The following is a 20,838-nucleotide window of genomic DNA, read 5'->3' on the forward strand; positions in this document are numbered from 1 at the left end:
GCAAGCCGACGAGCATGACGAAGCGAACACGGAACGGCATCGAGCGACGAACACGGGACGGTATCGACCGACGAACGTACCTCCTCGCGGTCGCCGAGGGCGTCGGTGCCATCGGCGGCGTTTCGGCCGCCAGTCTCGGGGGCGAGAACGACGGGTCCCGTTCGAAGGCGGTCGTTCGACCGTCGGAGTTCGTCCTCGAACAGGACGATACGTGCGTCCCGCTCGGTGTCGTCACGTCGGACCTGCCGATAGAGACGTTCTACGACTACCGCTCGTCGGACACCGACCCCGAGGGGTGGTACAGCGCCTACGGCCCGGCGACCGACCTCGAACAGGCCGAAAACAGCGTCCTCTACCTCTACCGTGGTCCGAAGGGGAAGAGCCTCGTCTTCATGCACGGAAAGCGCGGGAGCGACGGCGGCGGGTCGGTCACGTTCCACATCACCGGTCTCCCCGCGGACGGCGAGTGGGCGGTCACCGACGACCAGTACGACGCGTCCACCAACTACGACACCTTCTCGAAGTCGGACGACGGCTGGACCGTTGATTGGACGTGGGCGGGCGATTCCCACCACGGCGGGGGTGCCGACGGCGGCGCGTTCCGGGGAATCACCCGCGACGACGTGGTGACCATCGACCCGGCGTTCAACGACGACGCGCGGTTGTACAGGCAACACGTGAACCGAAACTACGTCGGACCGGTCGAGAACTGGAACGCGCTCGCCGCCGATTCCGATGGCCATCGGTGGGCGTCGTTGGACATGGAAACACCGGTCGTCATCCGTTCAGGGCAGTGTGGTGGGAACGACGGTTCGACAACTACGACCTCGACCACGACTGCCACCGAACCGCGAACGACGCGCGGCGGGAGTCGGACAGAAGAGACGACGAGCGCCACCGGGAGAACCACGACCGGTTCTGGAGGCGACTCGACCGTCACGGACGGTACGACGCCGCTGACATCGACGGCGACCGAAGGAGCGGCGAGCGGACCCGAAGACGGAACCACGTCGAACGGACAGGCCGGGTTCGGAATCCTCGCCGGTGTCGCTGGGTTCCTCGGGATGTTCGGTGCGAGTCGCTACTTCGAGCGGGATAGATCCGACTGAGCGGACTGTGCGCCTCAGTCCGCTCTCGGGGCGACCCGCTGGCCCGCCGAAACGTAGCGGGGGTCGCCGGAGTCGTCCGCCGCGTCGGACGCGACGTCCTCGAACCGAATCGGCAGTCCCATCCCGAGGTAGAAGTTCGGGCGGTCCTGGACGTGGAAGTGAAGGTGGGGTTCCGTCGAATTGCCGGAGTGCCCACAGCGACCGATCTGCTGTCCGCGTTCCACGCGCTCGCCCTCGGAGACCGCGACGCTTCCGCGCTGAAGGTGTGCCGAGACGCTGTACTCGCCATCGGCGTGCTCGATGGTGACCCAGTTGCCGAGGATGTTGCGTTGGCGCAGGTCGAGCCATCCGCCCGCACGGGGACCGTCTCGATGGCCGTCGTGCGCCGCGACGACGACGCCATCCGCGGGTGCGCGTATCGGTTCGCCGTAGCAGTAGTACTGGTCCGGGCGTGACCCGTCGCCGGTGTGAGTGCGACCCTCCTCGTCAGTTATCACGAAGTCGAGGGCGTATCGCTGGGCGAGGATGCTCCACGAATGGGAGCGTTCGCGCGTGGGGCCGCCGTTGATGACCGTCCACGTTTTGCCGTCCGTCGGTGCTGTACCACCGTCGGCGTCGTCGGTGGAATCGTCCCGTAATGTGCCGTCGGCGAACGGCAACCGGTAGGCGGTCGCCTGTTCGAACCGGTCGGGGTTCGGCAATCGACCGCGGTATCGAAGGAGCGTCGGAACGTGTCCGACCAGTTGGAGCACGCCTTGTACGAACACGAACGGGTTCAACTGCAACAGCAGAAGCGACAGGCGCGACCGGCGCGTGTAGGATTTTCCGCCGATGGCGACCCAATCGGTCGGGTCCTCCTCGTCCTCGCCGAACGAGGGAAGGAAGCCCCGCACGAGCGGCCACAGCCCGAACAGGAAGAACAGCGCGAACAGCCGGAGGGAACGAAGTGATTGGAACAGGTAGCCGGGTATCGAGAGGAAGCCGAGCAGGGAGAGAAACGTCGGGTCGGGGAGACGCCCGAGGAGCCCCTCGCGTCGGGTCGATTCTACTCCGTCACCGGAATCGGTCGGGCCGTGTGCGCCGGACATCGGGAGTAGATGGGGTCGTCTCCCGCTTCAGTGTTTGGCGAACGATTCTTCGATTGAATTTTTGATAGTTACTCCACGGTTCGCCGCGTCGTCTCCGTGGCGTGGGCGGTGTCGTCTATCGTAACGGACAGCTCCTCGCCTTCGAGTCGGAAGGTGAGTCGGAGACGGTCGTCGTCTCGCTCGTTCACGAGGGACCCGTCGTTCTGTGCGAATTCGAGTTCCCACAGGTACGACGTACGGACGGAGCGCCCGTGGCGATTGTACAACGCGTTCACCTCCGGATGGCTCAACAGGCAGAATCCGATGGGACCGAGGAGTTGGGCGCCACACGTCTCACAGACCGCGTGGAATCGCGGGACTACCTCCTCCTCTCCCACCTCCGGTTCGACCGGCCGGACCGCGGTCGAAATCGAGTCGTAGCACTTGGGACACGTGCCGAGGAGCGCCAACTCCACGGCGCGGTGGACCAACACCGTCGCCAACTCGAGGAGTTCCTCGACGGTCGCGTCCGCGGCGGCGGTAGGTGGCACTCCCCACTGGAACAGGGGATGGTCGTTGTCACAGGAAACGGAGAGAACGCCGTCCTCGTACGCGCCGATGGCCGTCTCTCCGCATTCGCTGCACGCGCTATCGAGTTCGACCGGACCGAGCGTTTCGCGCCCGGTGTACGTCCCTGCGAGGATGGCGGACGCCATCTCGACGCCCGCGTAGTTGAGTCGGTACCCCTCGTCCGTCTTCTCGACGAAGTGCCCGCGGAGCTTCTTCAGATGGTACAGAAATCGCCCCGAGTCGCGGACGCCGACGCACTTTCGCAACTCGGAGAACGGCAACGTCGGATTTCCCGGCCGCTCGCGGTGGGTGTCGGCGAGCGCTTCGATGATTTCGACCCGCGTCGGGTCGCTGAGCGCGCCGAACGCCGTTGCCGGGTCGATAGCCTCGTCTGGCGAATCCATGGGTTCGTTTGCTATCGGACCGAGGGGCCGTGTGAGTGTAAATCCACGGAACTGACGCCGCGGGTTCCGGCGACGAGCGGCGGGCGAGTAGGCGGTCATCCCGGTGGACGACCGTCGTTGCACACCACCGGTTCCGGGTGGGCTTCCCGAACGAGTTCGAGCGCGGAATTCGGAGCGTTTCGGAGCTTATTTCTACGCCCGTTTGAGAACGCTCATCTACGACACGACAAATGAACTCGGCCCCGTTTAATCGGAGTATCTCGGCACAGCACCGCGCCATCGACCTCGCCGATTGGAACAACGTGTACGTCGTCGGCGACGTCCACGGGTGCCGAAAGACGCTCGACCGACTCATCGAGAAACTCGCGCCGAGCGACGACGACCTGCTCGTCTTCGTCGGGGACCTCGTTCGACGCGGACCGGACAGTCACGGCGTCGTCGAACTCGTCCGCTCGTCGGACAACATGCTCTCCGTTCGAGGGAACAACGAGGAGAAACTGCTCCGTGGCCGACGGGTCGCGCCGGACCTGACCGAGGCCGACCTCCGCTGGCTCTTTTCGCTTCCGGTCGCCATCACGTGGGAGAACGCGCTCGTGGTCCACGGGGGCATCGACCCGCGGAAGCCGCTCGGCGAGCATACCGTGGACGACTTACAGAACATGGAGTCGCTCGGCGACGACGGCCGCCCGTTCTGGTGGGAACGCTACTCGGGAGACGATCGGGTGTTCTTCGGCCACACGGTGCTCGAACGGCCGTTCGTCGAGGACGCCGCGGTCGGCCTCGACACCGGTTGCGTCTACGGGGGCGCGCTGACGGCATACGACGTTCGCCGCGACCGAACGATACGCGTCGAACCCGCCCGCGCCCACAAGGAACGGCCGCCGGAGAAGTTCGTACGCCCGATGCTTGCGACGCCGAAGTAGAGCGCTCGGACGGTCCGACGGAGCGGATACACGGACCGTCAGCCCCGCAACGCGTCCTCGATGGAGTCCGCGAGCGGGGTTTCGAGGCCGGTGTGTTTGAAACTCGTCGCCGGATTGCTGTCGACCGCGACCCAGCGGTCGTCCACCCGAATCACGTCGACGCCGAGCGCGCGTGCACCGAGAAAATCGAGCAGTCGTTCGATTCTGACGGCCACGTCGGTGTCGATGGTGCCGGGACCGAGGCGTTCGCGCTCGCCGTGGAGCTTCGAGTCGAACCGCACGACCGCCGTGTGGGTTTCGGTGCCGTCGTGGACGGCGTAGTACTTGTGGTCCGGCCCGTCGGCGTCGAGGAGTCGCTGATAGAAATCCCCGGTCCCGTTCGCCACGGGGTCGTCGCCGATGTCGATGAACCCCTTCGCCACGTAGTCGCCGTCCGGCGGTTCGGTCAGAATCGACGGGATACGAAATCCGGCGGCGGCGAGACAGCCGAGTTGGGATACGCGATTGAACAACAGCAGGGAGGCCACGTAGCCGTTCCACGTCTTGATTCCGTTCCGTTCGGCGTATTCGAGCGCGTCGAGCGACTCCCACCGCGCCTTCTTGTTGACGAGCATGGTCAGTCGGTCGAGGCGGTCGCGTGGCTGCTCCACACCCGGTTCCAAAAACTCGACGTCGTACCCTCGCTTTCGTAAGGTTTCGGCGACGACGCCGAACACTTGATGGTTCGAATCGCAGATAATTCCGATACGTTCGTCGCCGGTGGCTTCATCCCCCATGGTGAATCACCTTGCCACGGAGTACCACCCGTGTTCGTATATGTCTTCGTGGCAACAGGCACCCACCGTGATTGACTATATAGTGCTCTGTAGAGATATTACAGAGCGCTTTTCTACCTAGATAGGCGTTAAACTACCTGCATACGCAATCATTGCACGTTCCTATTCGGACACTCCAGATACTCTATGCAAAATACGAACCAACTCTCCATCGACTTCGATGGGGACCACATCCGACGATGCGAGGACCTGCCAACGGAACCCGCTCCCGGCAACTACGTCATCATCGACGTCATGTTCTTCTCGACCACCGTCGTCGAGTTGCTGGCCGCGGGTGCCCAGTCCGTCCACGTCCCCGAAGAACGTGGACTGGAGTTCGAGTACCAGTCGGACAACGCCGACGCGAAAATCGGTGGCGGTCGCACCGAGGCGTTCGAACCCGAGGACGGGTACGACTTCTACAATTCCCCGAGCTACGTGCAGTCGGTGGACGTAACGGGGCGTCCCACGAGTTTGACCTCCTCGAACGGCGGGCGTGCGATATCCAACCTCCAAGAACTCGGCGACGATGACGTCGACATCTACATCGGGTCCACGACGAACGCGGCGGAGCTGGCTCGTCACCTCCCCGACGACGAGAAGACGTATCTCGTCAGTGCGGGGTCGAAGGGCGAGTGGGCGACGGAGGACGACCTCGGTGCCGCCATGATCGGTCGATACCTGAACGACTATCCCCTCCTCGATTTCGAAATCGAGATGTTTCAGGACATGCTGCAGGTGGCGAAGGGCGAGAACTACGTCGAGCGACACGAGGTTCGCCGCCGGGACGTCGAGGAGTTCGTGCAGGCCATGAACAGTCGGTCGGTCGTGCCGAAACTCGTCGGCGGCGAGTTCGTCGACGTGAACGAGTCGCCGCTGCAGACGGCGGCCCAACCCGCGACCTCCGACTGATCGTTTTTATCGTCAGTTCTGCCGTTTCACTGTTTTTCTGCCGTTTCACCGTCGATGTCGTAGTCGCTTCGACGCCGGAACCTCGCCTGTCTCCCGAGTGTGAATAACGGCTATACGCTCTGCGGACGCAGTATTACGGCGGTGAGTACAACTATGCAGTTCGGTGCATCGCTCGACGTGCGGTTCGATGAATCGGTCGAGGAGTTCGTCCGGTTCTTGGGGGAACAGGGGCTTTCACACGTCGAGCTACGAAAGGGGTACTTGGACGTGCGTTCGGACCCGCCGAGTCCGGACCGATTGCGGCGAATCGCGGACGACCACGGGGTGACGTACACCGTCCACATGCCCCACCGTGACTGCAATCTCGGGAATCAGAACGAACGGCTTCGACGGGCGTCGGTCGAAGCCGTCGAGGAGTCGCTGGATTTGGCCGCGAACATCGAGGCCGGTGGCGTCGTGGTTCACGGCGGGTCCGTGCGGACGCGGTATCCGGAACGCGCACAGGAACACGGCCGCGAGCAAGCCGTTCGCTCCATCCGCGAGTGTATCAACTACGCCGAGGAGGTCGAAGTACCGGTCTGTCTCGAAAATCAACGGGATAAACCATCGAGCCGACGGAACACCGCGGTCCCCGACCGGCTTGCGGCGTTCGCCGACGACATCGGTATCGACTCGGAATACTTCCGGTTCACGCTCGACGTGGGGCACGCGAAGGCTACGGGGGTTCCCTACGAGGCGTTCGTCGAGCGATTCGGCGACCGTATTCACGTCGCTCACCTCCACGACAACGACGGGACGGGTGACGACCACGACCCCCTTCCGGAGTTTCGGGCGGTCGCGGACGAAATCGGTGCCGAATACAACGTTTTCGAGATGAAGTCGCTCGACGATATCCGCCGGTGCGTCTCGGGTGGTTCGTAAGCGATTCCACACCGCCGGTCCGTCGACACGTCGCGTTTGGGAGGCGATGTATGGCCGTCCGTAACTTTCACTCGTCCGTTCCGATGCTGTTCGGCACGCGTGCGCCGGGAATCATATTTATATACTCATATATAGATTATATTGACATAACAGAGCTATTGCGTGGTAGGCATACACAATTTCTATACGTACACCTATGCTAGAGGGTGTCTGTGTCGCTTAACAAGAGATCTCAAGGGGGGGAACAGTCTCGACAGCGAGTGGGGGTGATTTGCAACGAGGAACACGACGTGTTCTCGGTCGTTGGAGACGAACTTCGCAATCGCGGTATCCGTGTCGATTTCTTCGAGCCCGGAACGGCGCTGTCCGAGGAAACTATCTCGAATCTCGATCTGCTGATGAACAAGAAGGTGGACCCGCATTCGTTTCGCGCGCTGGAACGGGCCGAATCGGCGGGTATTGCGACGTGGAACGGGTACAGAACGGTCCTTCTCGGCGCTCGTCTCGTCGGGTATCGCGTGCTCGAACGCGTGGGCTGTCGGGTGCCACCGGTCTCGTTCGAAAAACCGTCGGGTGATTACGTGGCGAAGACATCCTTCGACTGGCACTTCCATCCCGACCCCGAGTTCAACGGAGAGGGGGATTTCTATCAGAAACTCGTCCCGGCGGATCCCATCGATCACAAGTACTACGCCGTGGACACCGGCGACGAAATCGTCGTCCGAGTGCTCCGTGCGAAGTCGAAACTACGCGGGAAAAAGGAGTACATCGACCTCATCGACCCCGAACCCGTGCTGGCCGACCAGATTCGAGACGTGATGAAACTCACCGGCTCGCAAGCCATCGGCGTTGACTTCATCGAATCCGACGACGGCTACTGGGCCGTGGACGTGAACCCGGCGATGAGTTTCAGGGAAGCCGAGATGGAAGACCAACTGGTCGAGTCGGTCCTCGCGGTGCTGTCGCGCGATACCGACGACTCGACCGAGACGGCAACCAGTCCGGTGCTCACTAAACGGGAACTCGGGACGGGAGACTGACACCCCGGCGACGGCAGCGGTCCGTCCGAGCGAATCCCGTTTCATCGTACCACGTCACCGTCGTAGTGTTTATGCTACTTACGGTCGTCCGTGTGCGGTGGGCCCGTCGATACTGGGGCTATCGACGAAACGAGGGGGGTCGGGCGGCGTGGTCGCGTCCACCGCACGGACTGCCGGAAGAGAACCGCGGTTCGACGGGACAACCAGTCGAGTACCGACGCCGAGGAGCGACCCAAACGACATCACAATACCATATCGTCGGTTGCTCTCCCGGTGTCAGCAACATCGATACGATACAACACATCATAAAATGACCATGAAAGTAATCTGTGAAAACGGACTCACCCTCGACTGTAAAGGGTACAAAGCGGTAGACAGCGGCGTCATTCTGATGGATGACGAAGACCGAAAGAACGTCGTCGGGTTCGTCCCGAGCGAACACCTGGAGTACGTCGTCTCCGAGGACGTTTTCGAGGAGAACCGGGAACTGCTCGGCGTTCCGGAACCCGAAATCGAATCGCCCGAGGAACTCGACGACCAACTGGACCGATTCGAGCGGGAAGTCGCCGAACTGGAAAAGAACCTGGACGAGCAGACCGAAGCGATGTCCGAGGAGGAAGTCGAACTCCGCGAAGAAGTCGAGGAGCGACGCGACCACCTCCAAGCGCACGTCGAATCGGTCCAATCCCAACTGTCCCAGGTCATCGACCGAGCGGAGCATTTACGACGGCTCTCGGAAAGTGAGGAAGCGGTCGAAACGGAAGCGGGAGACGCGGACGCCACAGCGGAGGCGGGCGCTTCATCCGCCGTGGAAATCGACGAGACGAGCGAGGACGTCGAGGAACTCCGTCACGAACTCGACGACCGCCTCTCGGCTATCGAGGACCGTCTCGAAACTATCGCCGAGACGGGCGAAGCGAGCGACGAGTCCGACGACGGTGACAAAGCGGAAGCGGAGGAAACGGAGGGCGAAGAGGGTGCGGAGATGGAAGCGGAGGGCGACGGCCAGCACCTCGAACGGATCGACGGGTTGGGCGATACCTACCGCTCACGGCTCGAAAATGCGGGCATCGACTCCCTCGAAGACCTCGCTTCCGCCGAACCGGACGACGTTGCCGAGGCGGCGAACGTCCCCCAGACCAGAGCCGAAGGGTGGGTCGAAGAGGCCTCCGAAGAGCAACGCTCGAACGCGTAACGGACGGTATCAGTTTTGTTTTTCGAGTCCAACCGTTTCGGAACCGGACGACTTTGTTAAGTGAGAACACACCGAATCGGGGGATATGTCCGACCCGACCCTCTCCGACGAGGCACAGCGACGATTTCCCGTCCCCGACTACGATGAGATTCCCGACGACCTCCGCGAACGCATCGACGAGGAGACCGAACGCGCCGGATTCACGCCGAACGTGTTCGCGGCGCTCGCGTACAAGCCCTCCCACTTCCGCGCGTTCATGGCCTTCCACGACGCCCTCGTCGACGATACGTCGCTCGACCGTGAGGAGGTAGAGATGATAATCGTCGCCGTCTCCGGGGTCAACCACTGCTATTACTGCAACGTCGCCCACGGCGCGCTCGTTCGCATCTACGCGAAACGGCCCACCCTCGCCGACCAGTTGGTGGCGAACTACCGGCAGGCGGACGTGAGCGAGAAGCGGATGGCGATGCTCGACGTGGCGGTGAAACTCACCGAGCGCCCGACCGAGGTGTCCGACGACGACCTACAACGACTGCGCGACGTCGGGTACAGCGACGAGGAAGTCTGGGACATCGGAAGCGTGACGTCCTTTTTCAACCTCTCGAACCGGATGGCCATGTTCGCCGACTGGCGACCGAACGACGAGTTCCACACGATGGGCAGGGAACGACGCGAGTAGCTTTCCGTGACGAACGGACGTCGGCACGCGAATCGTGCCGTCCCATCGCATTAAAAATCGACCGCTCCACCGAACTCGTTGTACGAACGGGGGTGGAATCGAACCACCGGGGCCACGAAGTGGCCGCCACCGACGCGGGGTCGATGGTGCTTCTACCAACAAGCAACCCGTTCTCGTCCCGGAGTCCCCCACCGGAGCGCGGTATGGCCGTGCCGGGAAGCGGGCACGACCTGACTGGCGTGAGTATGCCGTGGAACACGACGTTGGGCAGCTGTGCTCGAACGTCGCGGAGTGCGTGGCGACCCGGTCGCACCCTACGACGCTCGCAATTCATCCAATGGCCGCATCCGGTATTGTTATACGGTCCCTACTGTCGAATAATCCGACCGAAGCGCACCACGACTGACGACGGTGACGTGAAACGGCCCGACTCGTTGCGACTCGTGTTGGTTTCGAACGGCATCGAATTCGGTCGTTGGCACTGTTTTATGAATACTCTACTACCCTCGGTCGGATACAAACCGTTCGAGGATCGAACGGACGCCGCAAGCTTTTGTTTGACCGTCGAACGAATCGTCCTTTCGAGCGTGAGACGACCGAATTCGATTGTCTCGGAATGGATGTGTCCGGCAACGAATCTGAACCCCCTATGCCGTTAGTGCAAAAAACAGGGCACACGGGGGCTGTTCTCGCCGATTGGGAAATAACCTCAAAGACATGCGATTGGACATCGAACGGTCTTCTATGAGTCGCTCTGAAGAGTTGGCTGCGTTCAAAGCATCGCTCGGAGAACTGGTGGAAGAAGCACCCGAACTCGAACAGTTCGTCGGGTTCGTCGAATCCGCCGAAACGACGACCGTCATCGACCACAAAACCAAGGAGCTGATGTCGCTCGCCATCGGCGTCGTCACCCGGTGCGACCACTGCATTCTCTGGCACACCGATGCCGCACTGGAGGCCGGTGCGACCCACGAGGAAATCATCGATACGCTGAAGATAGCCGTCGTAATGGGAGGCGGCCCGGCAATGACCTATGCGATTGTCGCGTACGAGACCCTCCAAGCACTTGAGGCCGAACGGGACGAGTAAACCCGCCTCCACGTTCGATCATGATCCGAATCGTCCTTTCGGGCGTGAGGCGTCTGAAAGCGGGAACCACGGAACACTGATATTTGTCGATAGCGAACAAGTGAGACACGTCTGTGTATTGTGTGAAAACTGAAAGCGGAAACTACGAATACGATCCCACTGTGGGGGAGAGACCGTTGGACCTATCGAGTAACCGTCTTAGGGGATTTGTCTTACTCCGGTAGTTGCCTGCTCTGTTCTGTATCGATTACTGCTTCTCCTCGAAGGGTTCATCTCGCTGTTCGAACACTACCGTGAGCCTCCCTGGTCTCTGTCGTTGGGCGGCATTGTGGATCCCCTCGAAATGCTCTAACATCTCCGTTGAATCACTCGTTCCGGCACGGACCGTCCGTGACTCCTCTCGGAGCGTGTCGTACAGTCGATTCAGCAATCTTTCGACGGCATGTGCATCGTCCTTCGACGTAATCTCGAAGGTGGCCTCGTACTCATCCATACTGTCGCATAGGTTCTTTCGAGGGATAGGGTTATCCCAAACGGGCTCTCTACCGTACCGTCCGTCAAACAGCGATAGTTCTCTCCGGGAAGTTCGACTGGAGAAATGAAGTTACGTCGTATCGCCGTGTGGCGACGGTACGAAACGTTAGTTAGTTGCGGACGACGTTCGTCGCGCGGGGGCCCTTGGGGGCCTGTTCGATGTCGAATTCGATATCGGTCCCTTCCGTCAGGTCTTCGCCGCCAACGTCTTCCATGTGGAAGAACACGTCGTCGTCGGAGTCGTCAGTCGAGATGAAACCGTAGCCGCCAGTGTCGTTGAAGAAATCAACCTTACCGTTTGCCATTACAACTAAACAGAGACCCACCACACGGATATACCTACCGCATTCGTTTTTTAATCCGGGAATTATTTAGACAAACATCCAGAATAGAGGAGTTTCGATCTTTATTTGACCAATTGAGTGGTTCTGTGGAGAAGACACACCGAATTCACCAGAACGAACGGTTCCTTCTACTGAACCCATACTTCTCGATCGGCGAGGCCTACTGGTCGGGTCATGAATCTCGGTGGAAAGCACTCAGTTGTTCGACTATCGAACGAAAACAACGGCGCTGCAGGCACCCGTTCGGCTGTCGAACGACTTGTCCTTCCAGGCGTGAGGCGGCCGAGTTCGGCCGTCTCAAAATCGCCATACTTGTGGGACAATTTAATTATATGTATTTATTATGGAACATGTGTGGTGTAGGTCGGTAGTTTTCGCTTATCGTCGGATTCTCTCTAGATGTAACCGTTCTATCATTTTGGCTTGAAGAGTATGCAAATCACTACCGAGTGTGTTTAGCAGACCCAGCGATGCAAGTAGTTTTGACACTCATTGACATTATGAGCTTGAGAACCACTACTGCTATATATCTATCCAGTCTTTGATGGAAATATGGCAGCCGAATCAGACGATACTAGTTTATATCGTCAACAGCGTTTCATAAGTGGACTATTGGGTGTCGTGCTGACAATATTGTATGCTTATCTTTCCAGCTATGTTGGGAGTAAGTTGACAATTATACTGGTAGCCTTTCCACTAGCATGCATACTACGAACCTTCCAACAAAGATCTTGGAAAAGATCCTTTATGAATGCGAGTGCAATTGCTCTGGGACTTCTTTTGCCTGCCTACCTCAATATATTTTAATCTAGTCTAGAAATCCTTAAATAGTGATCAAGAAAATATACATCTGAATTGTAAACAGACGTAAGTTTCTGAAACTCAGTTCAACTGGAATTGCGGGAACAAGTGCATTTAGTGGGATGGCCTCTGCAGCGGAACATTCTACACCAGACGAAATTATTAGTAGCTCAAAAGTAGTGGAAGAAACCGATGAATATACAATTAGAAGAACTGAAACGGAAGGCGGAATCGTATACACTCGATTCAATAAAATCAAAGGGACTGTTGAGGTGTTGCCAGATTATGGTACGGAAGCATCTGCGTCTACATTCTCTCAAGAACGAGTAGGTACAAGTGCCACAACTAGCGGAGTTAAGGTTATTGAAACATCGACTCCCTATTATATTGAGATAGAAAATCAATGTCATATTAAGAGATGTGGTAGTGGTTATGACCACATAATTTCTGGCACCTCATTTAGATTTGTGGGCTGGGCGAACACAATTGCTAATGCAGTACTTGCAAGTGCTGTTCTTAGCACCCTTACTGAAAGACTCCCTGCTCTCGCAGTTTCTGCGATTAAGAACCATGAAACAGTGGCAAATGCTTTTGTTTCGTTATTTGCAGGCGAAGTTGCAAATAATTCGTACTCGTTTGCAGTATATGACTATGATTTGGGTGGTTTCGGGATCTACTCTCCTGCAATCGGCGGTGGATTTGCGAATGTATGGAAAGCTCGGAAAAATGCCCTTATCCCACATCCAGCTTTGCTTGGTGCAGGTATGAAAGACACACATTTAGGGAGTAACTGCTGAGGCTCCCGTTCCCCCGGCAGAAGTTATATTTTGACCAATATTTATTGCGAGGACTCGGGGCTCTGTAGGGTATAAAAACCACCTAAATTTTGTGAAACACTGATTAAAATAACAATATTTTAATATATAGTAGTCTCTCGGTGAAGAATATTTGCACTCTCGCTAGAACTAGGTAATCCAATGTTTTACAGATGGACCTAAGAAAACCAGTAGTTTCCTAACATACTATTGCCGATCTACTGACTTTGGATGTGGTTTAACTGTAAGAAGGCTTCGACCCCCGTTCAGTTCCTAAACGAAATCTACTCGACCAACAGGGGTCGATTTGTAAGGAATCCACTCACGTCTATTGGATTTGTATCGTTCATAAACATGGGCGCTGCAGGATTTGAACCCGCGGCAACTTGGTCCGAAGCCAAGCACTCTGTCCAGACTGAGCTAAGCGCCCGTACTCACTCGTACTGCCCCCTACTTTTTAAACGTCGTGGTTTCGTCTCGCGGAAATCTCATTCCGACCATTTATACGGCGTGGACCGAGTACGTCGCCGTATGAGTATCGACGGGCGTGCGAAGGGACTGTTCGAACTCACACGTCCGGGGAATACGTTCGCGGCGGGCGTGCTCACCTTTATCGGCGCGTTCGTCGCGGGTGGCGTCTTCACCGATTCGCAACCGGTACAGGTGGTCGCGGCCGTGGTGGCGACGTGGTTGGCGACGGGAGCGGGCAACGCCATCAACGACTACTTTGACCGGGAGATCGACCGCATCAACGCGCCGGAGCGACCCATTCCGCGCGGAGCGGTTTCGCCGAAGGGAACCTTGATATTCAGTATCGTGTTGTTCGTCGGTGCCGTGGTCGCGGCGCTCGCGTTGCCCGTCTTCGCCATCGGCATCGCGGCGCTCAACCTCCTCGCGCTCGTGGCCTACACGAAATTATTCAAGGGTCTGCCGGGAGTCGGGAACGCCGTCGTCGCCTATCTCGGGGGCAGCACGTTTCTGTTCGGCAGTGCGGCGGTTGCGGCCGACGCGGGGAGCGTCGGCGTTCCGGTCGATCAAATCCGAACCGCCGCGATTCTCTTTTTGCTCGCCGCGCTCTCGACGTTCACGCGAGAGATAATCAAGGACGTCGAGGACATGGCTGGCGACCGAGAAGAGGGGTTGAACACTCTTCCGTTGGCAATCGGTGCACGTCGTGCGACGGCCTTCGGTGCGATACTGCTCGTCGTCGCCGTCGCCGCGAGTCCGCTGCCGTATCTGTGGGGCGTGTTCGGGCTGCCCTATCTGGTGGTCGTCGTTCCCGCGGACGCCATCATGCTCTATGCCGCCGCTGAGAGTTTCGGGAACCCGACAGCCGGGCAGAATCATTTGAAATATGGTATGTTCCTCGCCGCTATCGCGTTCGTCATCGGTCGGATAGCCGTTCTCTTTTGAGTGTTTTCGACGGATCAGATAGCAATCAAAAAGAATATAAGCGGAACCCAATATATTAATCCCAGATGATACAGGGGGAGAAAACTGGCGTTTCGCTCACCGTTCCCCCGTTTCGCTATCGAATCGAAGGGTGCAACCGTGTACAGTGAGGGTCCACGATGTACGACTTAGGTGGGGCGTTCGCAGGGAGAGACATCAATCCCGGGACGAATCTGCTCGTCGCAGGACCGCCGATGACCGGAAAGCGGCGTCTCACGTTCGACATGCTCGCACACGGCAACCGTGCAGGTGATGGTTCGATACTCGTGACGACGAAAAGTGCGGGTGAACAAGTGCTCTCGGAGTACGAATCGCGCCTCGATGGCCCGGACGCTCCCATCGGTGTCGTGGATTGTGTTTCGAAACAACAGGGAATGGCTCCGCAGCGGACCGACGGTATCGAATTCGCGTCCTCGCCGGTGGACATGACCGGCATCGGAATCAAACTCTCGGAGTACCTCCAGCGATTTTACGATTCAGGCGTCCGTTCCAACCGCATCGCGTTCGATTCGCTTTCGACGCTCCTCATGTACTCGGATCTCCAAACCGTGTTCCGGTTCCTCCACGTCTTCACCGGTCGCGTCCAGAGCGCGGAGGCCCTCGGACTGTTCGTCATCGACTCCTCGGCGCACGACGCGCAGACGATGAGCACGCTCCGGCAGTTGTTCGACGGCGAAATCGAAGTTCGGGAAGACGGGGACGACGGGTCGGAAATCCGGTTGAAGGGCGTCGGTCCGACGACCGAGTGGCGGCGAGTGTAGCTCGCAGTCCGGCGACAGAGCCAACGCTTTTGCGCGCTGGTCGTCTCAGTTCTCCCATGCCAATCGAAGGAGACGACGAACTGCGGGACATCCTCGAACTCGACACGGTGGCGGTCGTCGGCTGCTCTTCGACGCCCGGAAAGGACGCCCACGAGATTCCGAAATACCTCCGCGACCACGGCTACGAGGTCATCCCGGTCAACCCCTTCGCGGACGAAATCTTCGGACGGGAAGCGGCCGATTCCCTCGCCGATGTGGACGAGGAGATAGACATCGTGGACGTGTTCCGGCCGAGCGAGGAGGTTCCCGAAATCGTCGATGCCGCTCTCGAACGGGACGACGTGGATACCGTCTGGATGCAGTTGGGCATCCGCGACGACGACGCGGCGAAACGCGCGGAGGACGCCGGAAAACGAGTCGTTCAAGACCGCTGTATGAAGGTCGAGTACGGCCGGTTGATGGGGTAAGGGGACGAACCCCATCGAAAACCCGCCGAATCGCTGTTTCCCTTACTTATCGGGTTCGTAGACGTACAGACAGTCGTTGCTGTAGGACCGACCGAACTTATCGGCGTCCTCACAGCAGAGGACGCGACCGTCGTCCATCACGTAGATGTTGTCGACGTTGATGAGGGCGTCGTCCGCGATGTCCGCCGGGTCGCTCGCGTCGGGGCCGACGATGACGGGTTCGAGGGTCGAAACGTTGTAATCGTCTTCGAGTTCGGCGCGGTAGACGACGCCGCCGTCCACGCGGTCGAGTCGAACGTCGCCGAGCGTGTCGGCGAGCGCGTCGTTGAGCGCCGAGATGGCGAAGTAGATGTAGTCGCCGGGCTGCGCACCGTCGACGCTATCGACGCCTTCGGCCTTGTTGAACTCGATGGTCGCGCCGACTTCCTTGGCCGCCGCACGGGTTTCGAGGAAGGGAACCTTCCGGAGTTCCTCGTCCACGCCGTTCGGCCCTTCGTTCTCGTACTGCTCGGCCCACTCGACGATCTCCTCGTTCGTGATGTAGTTCCGGTTGCCGTTTTCGACGACTTCCGTATCGGCCTCTTCGAGCGCCGTGTCGAGGTCGTCTTCCCAGTCGGTGTCGGCGTGGGTGTCGAGGTAATCGACCTGTGTAACGTCGTCGTACTCGGCGATCCATTTCTCGACCTCGTAGTTCGCGGCGTGACCTAGTTCCAACCACTCGAATTCGAGGTTCACGTCGGCGGGCGGGTTCTTCTTCGCCGCGTCCGCGTTGGTCACCTTCGGTGCGTACAGGGTTCCGGCGACGTTCATCGGGTCGCAGTAGCCGTCGATCTCCTCGTCGGCGACGAACTTGTAGATACCCTTGCTGTCGCCGTCGGAACAACCGTACACGGTTCGTTTGTCGCTCTGTATGTCTGGAGATTCCCACGACGCTCGGCCCATCACGTAGTATTTGATGGGTTCCGGCGTCTCCGCCGTCGGCTCGCGGAAATCGACGAAATAGCCGTAGCGGTACGGGTTCGGGTACACGTCACCGATGGGGTTCGTCGTGTTCCGCTCGTCCTCCGCGGACTGGTCGACCGGTGAGGCAGTCTGGTCGATGCGTTCGGCACCGAGGTAGTACGCGAGGAATTCGAGGCCCGTGAGCGCCCAGTAGCCTTGGACGCCCCACGACTCGTCGCCGTAGTACTCGTCGATGGCCTCCTGAATTCCGCTCGGATTCGGTCGGTTCCAGAACTGACAGCCGCCGATGAGGTTCTTCCCGCTTCCCTTCTCCACGATGTCGCCCACCGTCGCGGTCAGCGAAACGCGGGGTTGCGCGTAGTTCTCCTCCGCCGAAATCATCGTGTTCCACGGACTGCGGTCGCCGTAGCAGTTGATTCGCGTCCCACCGAGTTCGCGCATCGGTTCCGTGTTTGCGAGGTTGATGGCGTTCTCCAGGTCGGCGGTCCAGCCGCCGTCTTCGTCCTGACTGATGGGTATTCGGGACACGTTTCCGGGGCTGTTTTCCCAGTTGGTGAACAGGAACCCTTCGGTACCCTCCTCGTCGGTCGGAATGAACTGATTACAGTCGGGATTGGATGCGGGGTCACCGTACTGCGTCCCGGCGAAGTTGTCCGGCGTGATGTTCCAGCCGTCCGGCGTTTGGGTAACGCCGAGACGTTCGGTGTTCCCGTTGATGCGGTCTTCCTCCCGTGCGAGGAACGTGAATTCGCCGCTCGCGCTTCGAACCATCCCTTTCTCCTCGTTCGTTTGCGGCGTCGAAAGCCCGGAGAAGTCGTCGTTGCGTCCGTCCATCGAAAACCGGAACCCCTCGAAATAGCCGATGCCGGACCTGTTGTACGGCGCGGGGTTGTCGCGGCTCGGATGTTGAAGGCTGTACAGCGGCGTTCCGTCCTCGAAGACGAACGGGCCGGTGACCTCCGCGCCGAACGCGGTGGACGAAAAGCGTTTGAGGCTGCCCTTTACGTACGGTGCACTCGGTGTGTCGTCGTCCTCCGGGGGTTCGGTGCTCTCGATTCCGATAACGTTCGACGAAACGCTCGCGCCCAGTGTCGCAGCGACCGATGTGGCCATCAGTTTGCGTCGGGTGAACTCGACCATGCGAGCGTCGATTTACAGTAAGATAATATGTAAATTTATAATATATGTATGTGGTATATTGGTTCGGCACGACGTCTATGTACGCATTTCTCCGACATTGTTCGAAGTTTTAAACATTCGTCCCTCACCCGCCGAGAACGTGGTGCTTTCACGGAACTCGGCGAGCGTTCGGCCGAGTCTCCCGCTCTCCCTCGCTCTATAGTTCTCGAACTGGTTTGATATCGTATGGAACTCCGGTGTAATGTGGGTGGTGATGGGGGCCTCCCACGGAGCTATTCACTCCATCCCCAACCGAAAACAGAACGTTCTCCGAGAGACGAGCGAGTTCTCCTACTCCATCCCCATCTCTTCCGCGCCGGTGCGTATCTCTTCGGCCCGCTTCCGAACCGTCGAAACGTACCGTTCTATCTCCGGAGGCGTTTTGCCGTAGAACGAGGCGACCCAGTTGAGGTCGGTGTACGGTTGGGTGAGGAAGTACGCGGACAGCGTATCCCGACCCGCCTGGATTATCTCCGGCGGGACGCCACGTTCGCCCGTTCCCGCCTCCTCGAACCCGTTCACGTCGAAGTACACGTCCGCGTACAGTTCCGCCAACTCGGGGTCCTCGAACCGAACTCCTTCGTGGTTCGGCGCTTCGAATCGGTAGCGGGCGCTCCCATCCTCGGTCGGTATCGTGACGATTCGGACTCCCAGTATGTACTCCCTGTATACCGTCTCGGAGGGAGTTGCATTTCGATCAGTCTGTGACATGGATAGTTGGTCGTGGTCGCTCGACCGCCACCGAGACCGATAGTCGTCGGTCCTCGGATGTAGAGGCCCAAGGGGGAGCGTCGTTTAGTAGTTTGATAATTTCACTATATACGGCTCCGTACCTTGCATCCGCAAAAGTCGGTCAGCGCCTCTCCGTCTCCATGTACCTCTCTAACCCCGCGCTTATCCCTCCCACTCGGCGAACGAGCGGTAGATTCCCTTCGAGAGGTAGCGCTCGCTGGAGTCGGGGAAGATGGTGACGACCGAGTTTCCGGGAGCATCGATTTCGCCGTCCCGAATCTTCTCGGCGACCTGCTGGGCCGCGATGCTCGCTGCCCCGGCCGAGGAGCCGACGAGGTGGCCCTCCTCGCGTGCGAGCCGTTTCAGTTCGTCGTGGGCGGCTTCGTCCGGCACTTGGATGATTTCGTCCACGAGGTCGGGGTCGAACAGTTCGTTGGTCGTCGGGTCGTGCGTCCCGATGCCCTCGATTTTGTACTCCTCCTCGGGCACGTCGGCCCCCTTCGTCGTGGAGTAGAGCGACCCTTCCGGTTCGACGGCGGCGACGTAGGTATCGGGGTGCTGGTCGCGGGCGTACTTCGCCATGCCCATCAGGGTTCCGGCGGTCCCACACCCGGCAACGACCGCGCCGATGTCGCCGTCGAGGGCGTCGTAGAGTTCCGGTCCCGTCGTCTCGTAGTGCGCCTCGACGTTCAGCGGGTTGCTGAATTGCTGTGGAACGACCGCGTTCTCGGTTTCCTCGGCGAGCTGGTGGGCGCGCTCGATGGCGCCGCCCATGCCGTCCGCGGTCGGCGTGTTGATGACCTCCGCGCCGAGCGCGCGCATGAGCTGTTGCTTTTCGAGGCTGAACCGTTCCGGGACGACGAACACGGCGTTCACGCCGAGTTGCCCGGCGGCGATGGCGAAGCCGATACCTGTGTTTCCGGCGGTCGGTTCGATGACGGTCCCGCCGGGTCGGAGTTCGCCGCTGTCGAGCATCGCCTCTATCATGTACTTCCCGATGCGGTCCTTGACGCTCGCGCCGGGGTTGAACGATTCCACTTTCGCGTACACTGGTATCTCGTCGGAGGCGGCCTGAACACGAACGAGCGGGGTTCGGCCCACCGTGTCGAGGACCGATTCGAGCGGTTCCCGATGTGTCGTCATGTCGCAAAAATTGACGGGAGGGCTGTTAGTCGTTGTTATGTCTTCCGACTCGGTGACTCACGTGCTCGCTTCGACCGTCTCGTCGGGCGAGTCGTCCTCCGCTTCGCCCTCGTCGTCCGCCTCGGCGGATTCGACTTCGGACAGCACCTCGTCTACGTCGATGCCTTCCTCGCGGGCCAACGCCTCGATGAGCGCCTTCTGGTGTTCGTTTTCCGCTTCGAGTCGCTCGACGCGCTCGTTCGTCGTCTCCAGCGTCTCGCGCATGTCGACCAACTGCTCGCGCATCTCGTTGAGTTTAGCGTACAGTTTCTCCGCGGTGTCGGCGACTTTCTGAATCTTCTTGGCCGTGCTTCCGAGTCCCATATTCCCCCATTCGTTCCGGAGTAATGTGGGTTTTCCGACTCAAGCAGGACGTTTAACTCGGTTCCACGGATGGGTATGCACATGAGCAAGGCGCTGAAAGCCGGTATGGTGTCGTGTCTGGTCGTAGTTGCGCTCGTTTCCCTGCCGTATTTCGTCGCTCCGGCGACGGCGGTCAGCGTCTACTACGATACGATTCCCGTTCCTGTCGAACTGCTCGACGTTCTCCTCTCTCTCGTCGCGTTCATCGCGTTCGGGTCCGCACTCCGCGGCCGGTCGGACCCGGCGACCGTCGCGGGCGTCACCCTCGTCCTCGGCGGCTTTCTGGCGGGCATTACGCTCTGGTGGGCCGTCGTGACCCCCGCGTCCACGTTGGTCGAAGCGGCACGCATGGACGCGTTGAACGGGTATCGCTGGGTGATTTTCCTCGCGACGCTTGCCGTCCCCACAAGCGCGGGTTGGTACGCCCGAACCGTGCTGTAGTCGTCCCTTTTGGGTCCACAGCGATGTGTTACTCCCCGACAGTCGGCCTATAACAAAGTAACGTGACGGTGCAGGTGGTG

General features: G+C 59.5%; 22 protein-coding genes and 1 tRNA gene. 13 read left to right on the forward strand and 10 right to left on the reverse strand.

What is annotated here, in order from left to right; genetic code table 11:
- The first annotated feature begins 14 nt into the window (after positions 1 to 14).
- Positions 15 to 1,109: a hypothetical protein gene (locus OPC11_RS07300; protein WP_264781478.1), complete on the forward strand. Its 1,095-nt coding sequence runs from the start codon at positions 15 to 17 to the stop codon at positions 1,107 to 1,109.
- A gap of 14 nt (positions 1,110 to 1,123) precedes the next feature.
- On the opposite strand, the gene OPC11_RS07305 is transcribed toward OPC11_RS07300, so the two are convergent.
- Both OPC11_RS07305 and OPC11_RS07310 read right to left on the reverse strand, forming a co-directional pair.
- Positions 1,124 to 2,197: a M23 family metallopeptidase gene (locus tag OPC11_RS07305; RefSeq protein WP_007978821.1), complete on the reverse strand. Its 1,074-nt coding sequence runs from the start codon at positions 2,195 to 2,197 to the stop codon at positions 1,124 to 1,126.
- A 68-nt stretch (positions 2,198 to 2,265) separates the two neighbouring features.
- On the reverse strand, positions 2,266 to 3,150 hold the full coding sequence (locus OPC11_RS07310; protein ID WP_264781479.1) for a helix-turn-helix domain-containing protein: 885 nt from the start codon (positions 3,148 to 3,150) through the stop codon (positions 2,266 to 2,268).
- 230 nt (positions 3,151 to 3,380) lie between these two features.
- On the opposite strand from OPC11_RS07310, the gene OPC11_RS07315 reads away from it, so the two are divergent.
- A complete protein-coding gene (locus OPC11_RS07315) occupies positions 3,381 to 4,073 on the forward strand; it encodes a metallophosphoesterase family protein (protein ID WP_007978818.1) in 693 nt (230 codons plus the stop codon).
- A gap of 38 nt (positions 4,074 to 4,111) precedes the next feature.
- Here the strand turns inward: OPC11_RS07315 and OPC11_RS07320 are convergent, their stop codons facing one another.
- The gene (locus OPC11_RS07320; protein ID WP_264781480.1) at positions 4,112 to 4,849 is read right to left on the reverse strand and encodes a histidine kinase; all 738 of its coding nucleotides are present in this window, start codon (positions 4,847 to 4,849) and stop codon (positions 4,112 to 4,114) included.
- 186 nt (positions 4,850 to 5,035) lie between these two features.
- Here OPC11_RS07320 and OPC11_RS07325 point away from each other — a divergent pair, with 186 nt between their 5' ends.
- The 6 genes from OPC11_RS07325 to OPC11_RS07350 all read left to right on the forward strand — a co-directional run bounded on the left by OPC11_RS07325 (position 5,036) and on the right by OPC11_RS07350 (position 10,724).
- Positions 5,036 to 5,800: a 2-phosphosulfolactate phosphatase gene (locus OPC11_RS07325; protein ID WP_264781481.1), complete on the forward strand. Its 765-nt coding sequence runs from the start codon at positions 5,036 to 5,038 to the stop codon at positions 5,798 to 5,800.
- Between the two features lie 141 nt (positions 5,801 to 5,941).
- Entirely contained in the window at positions 5,942 to 6,721 is a 780-nt protein-coding gene (locus OPC11_RS07330; protein WP_264781482.1) for a sugar phosphate isomerase/epimerase, read from the forward strand.
- A 266-nt stretch (positions 6,722 to 6,987) separates the two neighbouring features.
- The gene (locus OPC11_RS07335) at positions 6,988 to 7,761 is read left to right on the forward strand and encodes a hypothetical protein (protein WP_264781483.1); all 774 of its coding nucleotides are present in this window, start codon (positions 6,988 to 6,990) and stop codon (positions 7,759 to 7,761) included.
- A 316-nt stretch (positions 7,762 to 8,077) separates the two neighbouring features.
- Positions 8,078 to 8,956 (forward strand): helix-hairpin-helix domain-containing protein, encoded by an 879-nt coding sequence (locus OPC11_RS07340; RefSeq protein WP_018128665.1) that lies wholly within the window; start codon positions 8,078 to 8,080, stop codon positions 8,954 to 8,956.
- 85 nt (positions 8,957 to 9,041) lie between these two features.
- Positions 9,042 to 9,635 carry a peroxidase-related enzyme gene (locus OPC11_RS07345; protein ID WP_264781484.1) on the forward strand — a complete coding sequence of 198 codons (594 nt, stop codon included), beginning with the start codon at positions 9,042 to 9,044 and terminating at the stop codon, positions 9,633 to 9,635.
- 744 nt (positions 9,636 to 10,379) lie between these two features.
- On the forward strand, positions 10,380 to 10,724 hold the full coding sequence (locus OPC11_RS07350) for a carboxymuconolactone decarboxylase family protein (RefSeq protein ID WP_264781485.1): 345 nt from the start codon (positions 10,380 to 10,382) through the stop codon (positions 10,722 to 10,724).
- 247 nt (positions 10,725 to 10,971) lie between these two features.
- Here OPC11_RS07350 and OPC11_RS07355 read toward each other — a convergent pair whose 3' ends face one another.
- Together OPC11_RS07355 and OPC11_RS07360 are read right to left on the reverse strand one after the other, a co-directional pair.
- Entirely contained in the window at positions 10,972 to 11,217 is a 246-nt protein-coding gene (locus OPC11_RS07355; protein WP_007978808.1) for a hypothetical protein, read from the reverse strand.
- A gap of 151 nt (positions 11,218 to 11,368) precedes the next feature.
- Entirely contained in the window at positions 11,369 to 11,563 is a 195-nt protein-coding gene (locus OPC11_RS07360; protein ID WP_007978806.1) for a cold shock domain-containing protein, read from the reverse strand.
- 962 nt (positions 11,564 to 12,525) lie between these two features.
- Between OPC11_RS07360 and OPC11_RS07365 the strand changes: the two genes are divergently transcribed.
- On the forward strand, positions 12,526 to 13,200 hold the full coding sequence (locus OPC11_RS07365) for a hypothetical protein (RefSeq protein WP_264781486.1): 675 nt from the start codon (positions 12,526 to 12,528) through the stop codon (positions 13,198 to 13,200).
- 373 nt (positions 13,201 to 13,573) lie between these two features.
- On the opposite strand, the gene OPC11_RS07370 is transcribed toward OPC11_RS07365, so the two are convergent.
- Positions 13,574 to 13,648 (reverse strand) — tRNA-Arg (locus OPC11_RS07370).
- Between the two features lie 101 nt (positions 13,649 to 13,749).
- Between OPC11_RS07370 and OPC11_RS07375 the strand changes: the two genes are divergently transcribed.
- The 3 genes from OPC11_RS07375 to OPC11_RS07385 all read left to right on the forward strand — a co-directional run bounded on the left by OPC11_RS07375 (position 13,750) and on the right by OPC11_RS07385 (position 15,898).
- The gene (locus OPC11_RS07375; RefSeq protein ID WP_007978804.1) at positions 13,750 to 14,631 is read left to right on the forward strand and encodes a geranylgeranylglycerol-phosphate geranylgeranyltransferase; all 882 of its coding nucleotides are present in this window, start codon (positions 13,750 to 13,752) and stop codon (positions 14,629 to 14,631) included.
- Between the two features lie 158 nt (positions 14,632 to 14,789).
- Positions 14,790 to 15,431 (forward strand): recombinase RecA, encoded by a 642-nt coding sequence (locus tag OPC11_RS07380; protein ID WP_264781487.1) that lies wholly within the window; start codon positions 14,790 to 14,792, stop codon positions 15,429 to 15,431.
- Between the two features lie 56 nt (positions 15,432 to 15,487).
- On the forward strand, positions 15,488 to 15,898 hold the full coding sequence (locus tag OPC11_RS07385; RefSeq protein WP_007978800.1) for a CoA-binding protein: 411 nt from the start codon (positions 15,488 to 15,490) through the stop codon (positions 15,896 to 15,898).
- Between the two features lie 42 nt (positions 15,899 to 15,940).
- Here the strand turns inward: OPC11_RS07385 and OPC11_RS07390 are convergent, their stop codons facing one another.
- From OPC11_RS07390 to OPC11_RS07405, 4 genes are all read right to left on the reverse strand, one after another.
- On the reverse strand, positions 15,941 to 18,001 hold the full coding sequence (locus OPC11_RS07390; RefSeq protein WP_264781488.1) for an alkaline phosphatase PhoX: 2,061 nt from the start codon (positions 17,999 to 18,001) through the stop codon (positions 15,941 to 15,943).
- A gap of 330 nt (positions 18,002 to 18,331) precedes the next feature.
- The gene (locus OPC11_RS07395; protein WP_007978797.1) at positions 18,332 to 18,751 is read right to left on the reverse strand and encodes a hypothetical protein; all 420 of its coding nucleotides are present in this window, start codon (positions 18,749 to 18,751) and stop codon (positions 18,332 to 18,334) included.
- 183 nt (positions 18,752 to 18,934) lie between these two features.
- The gene (locus OPC11_RS07400; RefSeq protein ID WP_007978795.1) at positions 18,935 to 19,915 is read right to left on the reverse strand and encodes a PLP-dependent cysteine synthase family protein; all 981 of its coding nucleotides are present in this window, start codon (positions 19,913 to 19,915) and stop codon (positions 18,935 to 18,937) included.
- 57 nt (positions 19,916 to 19,972) lie between these two features.
- A complete protein-coding gene (locus OPC11_RS07405) occupies positions 19,973 to 20,278 on the reverse strand; it encodes a DUF5798 family protein (RefSeq protein WP_264781489.1) in 306 nt (101 codons plus the stop codon).
- An 81-nt stretch (positions 20,279 to 20,359) separates the two neighbouring features.
- Here OPC11_RS07405 and OPC11_RS07410 point away from each other — a divergent pair, with 81 nt between their 5' ends.
- A complete protein-coding gene (locus OPC11_RS07410; RefSeq protein WP_264781490.1) occupies positions 20,360 to 20,758 on the forward strand; it encodes a hypothetical protein in 399 nt (132 codons plus the stop codon).
- The last annotated feature ends 80 nt before the right edge of the window (positions 20,759 to 20,838 follow it).

It is taken from the genome of Haladaptatus sp. T7 (assembly GCF_026008575.1).
GTDB lineage: Archaea > Halobacteriota > Halobacteria > Halobacteriales > Haladaptataceae > Haladaptatus > Haladaptatus paucihalophilus.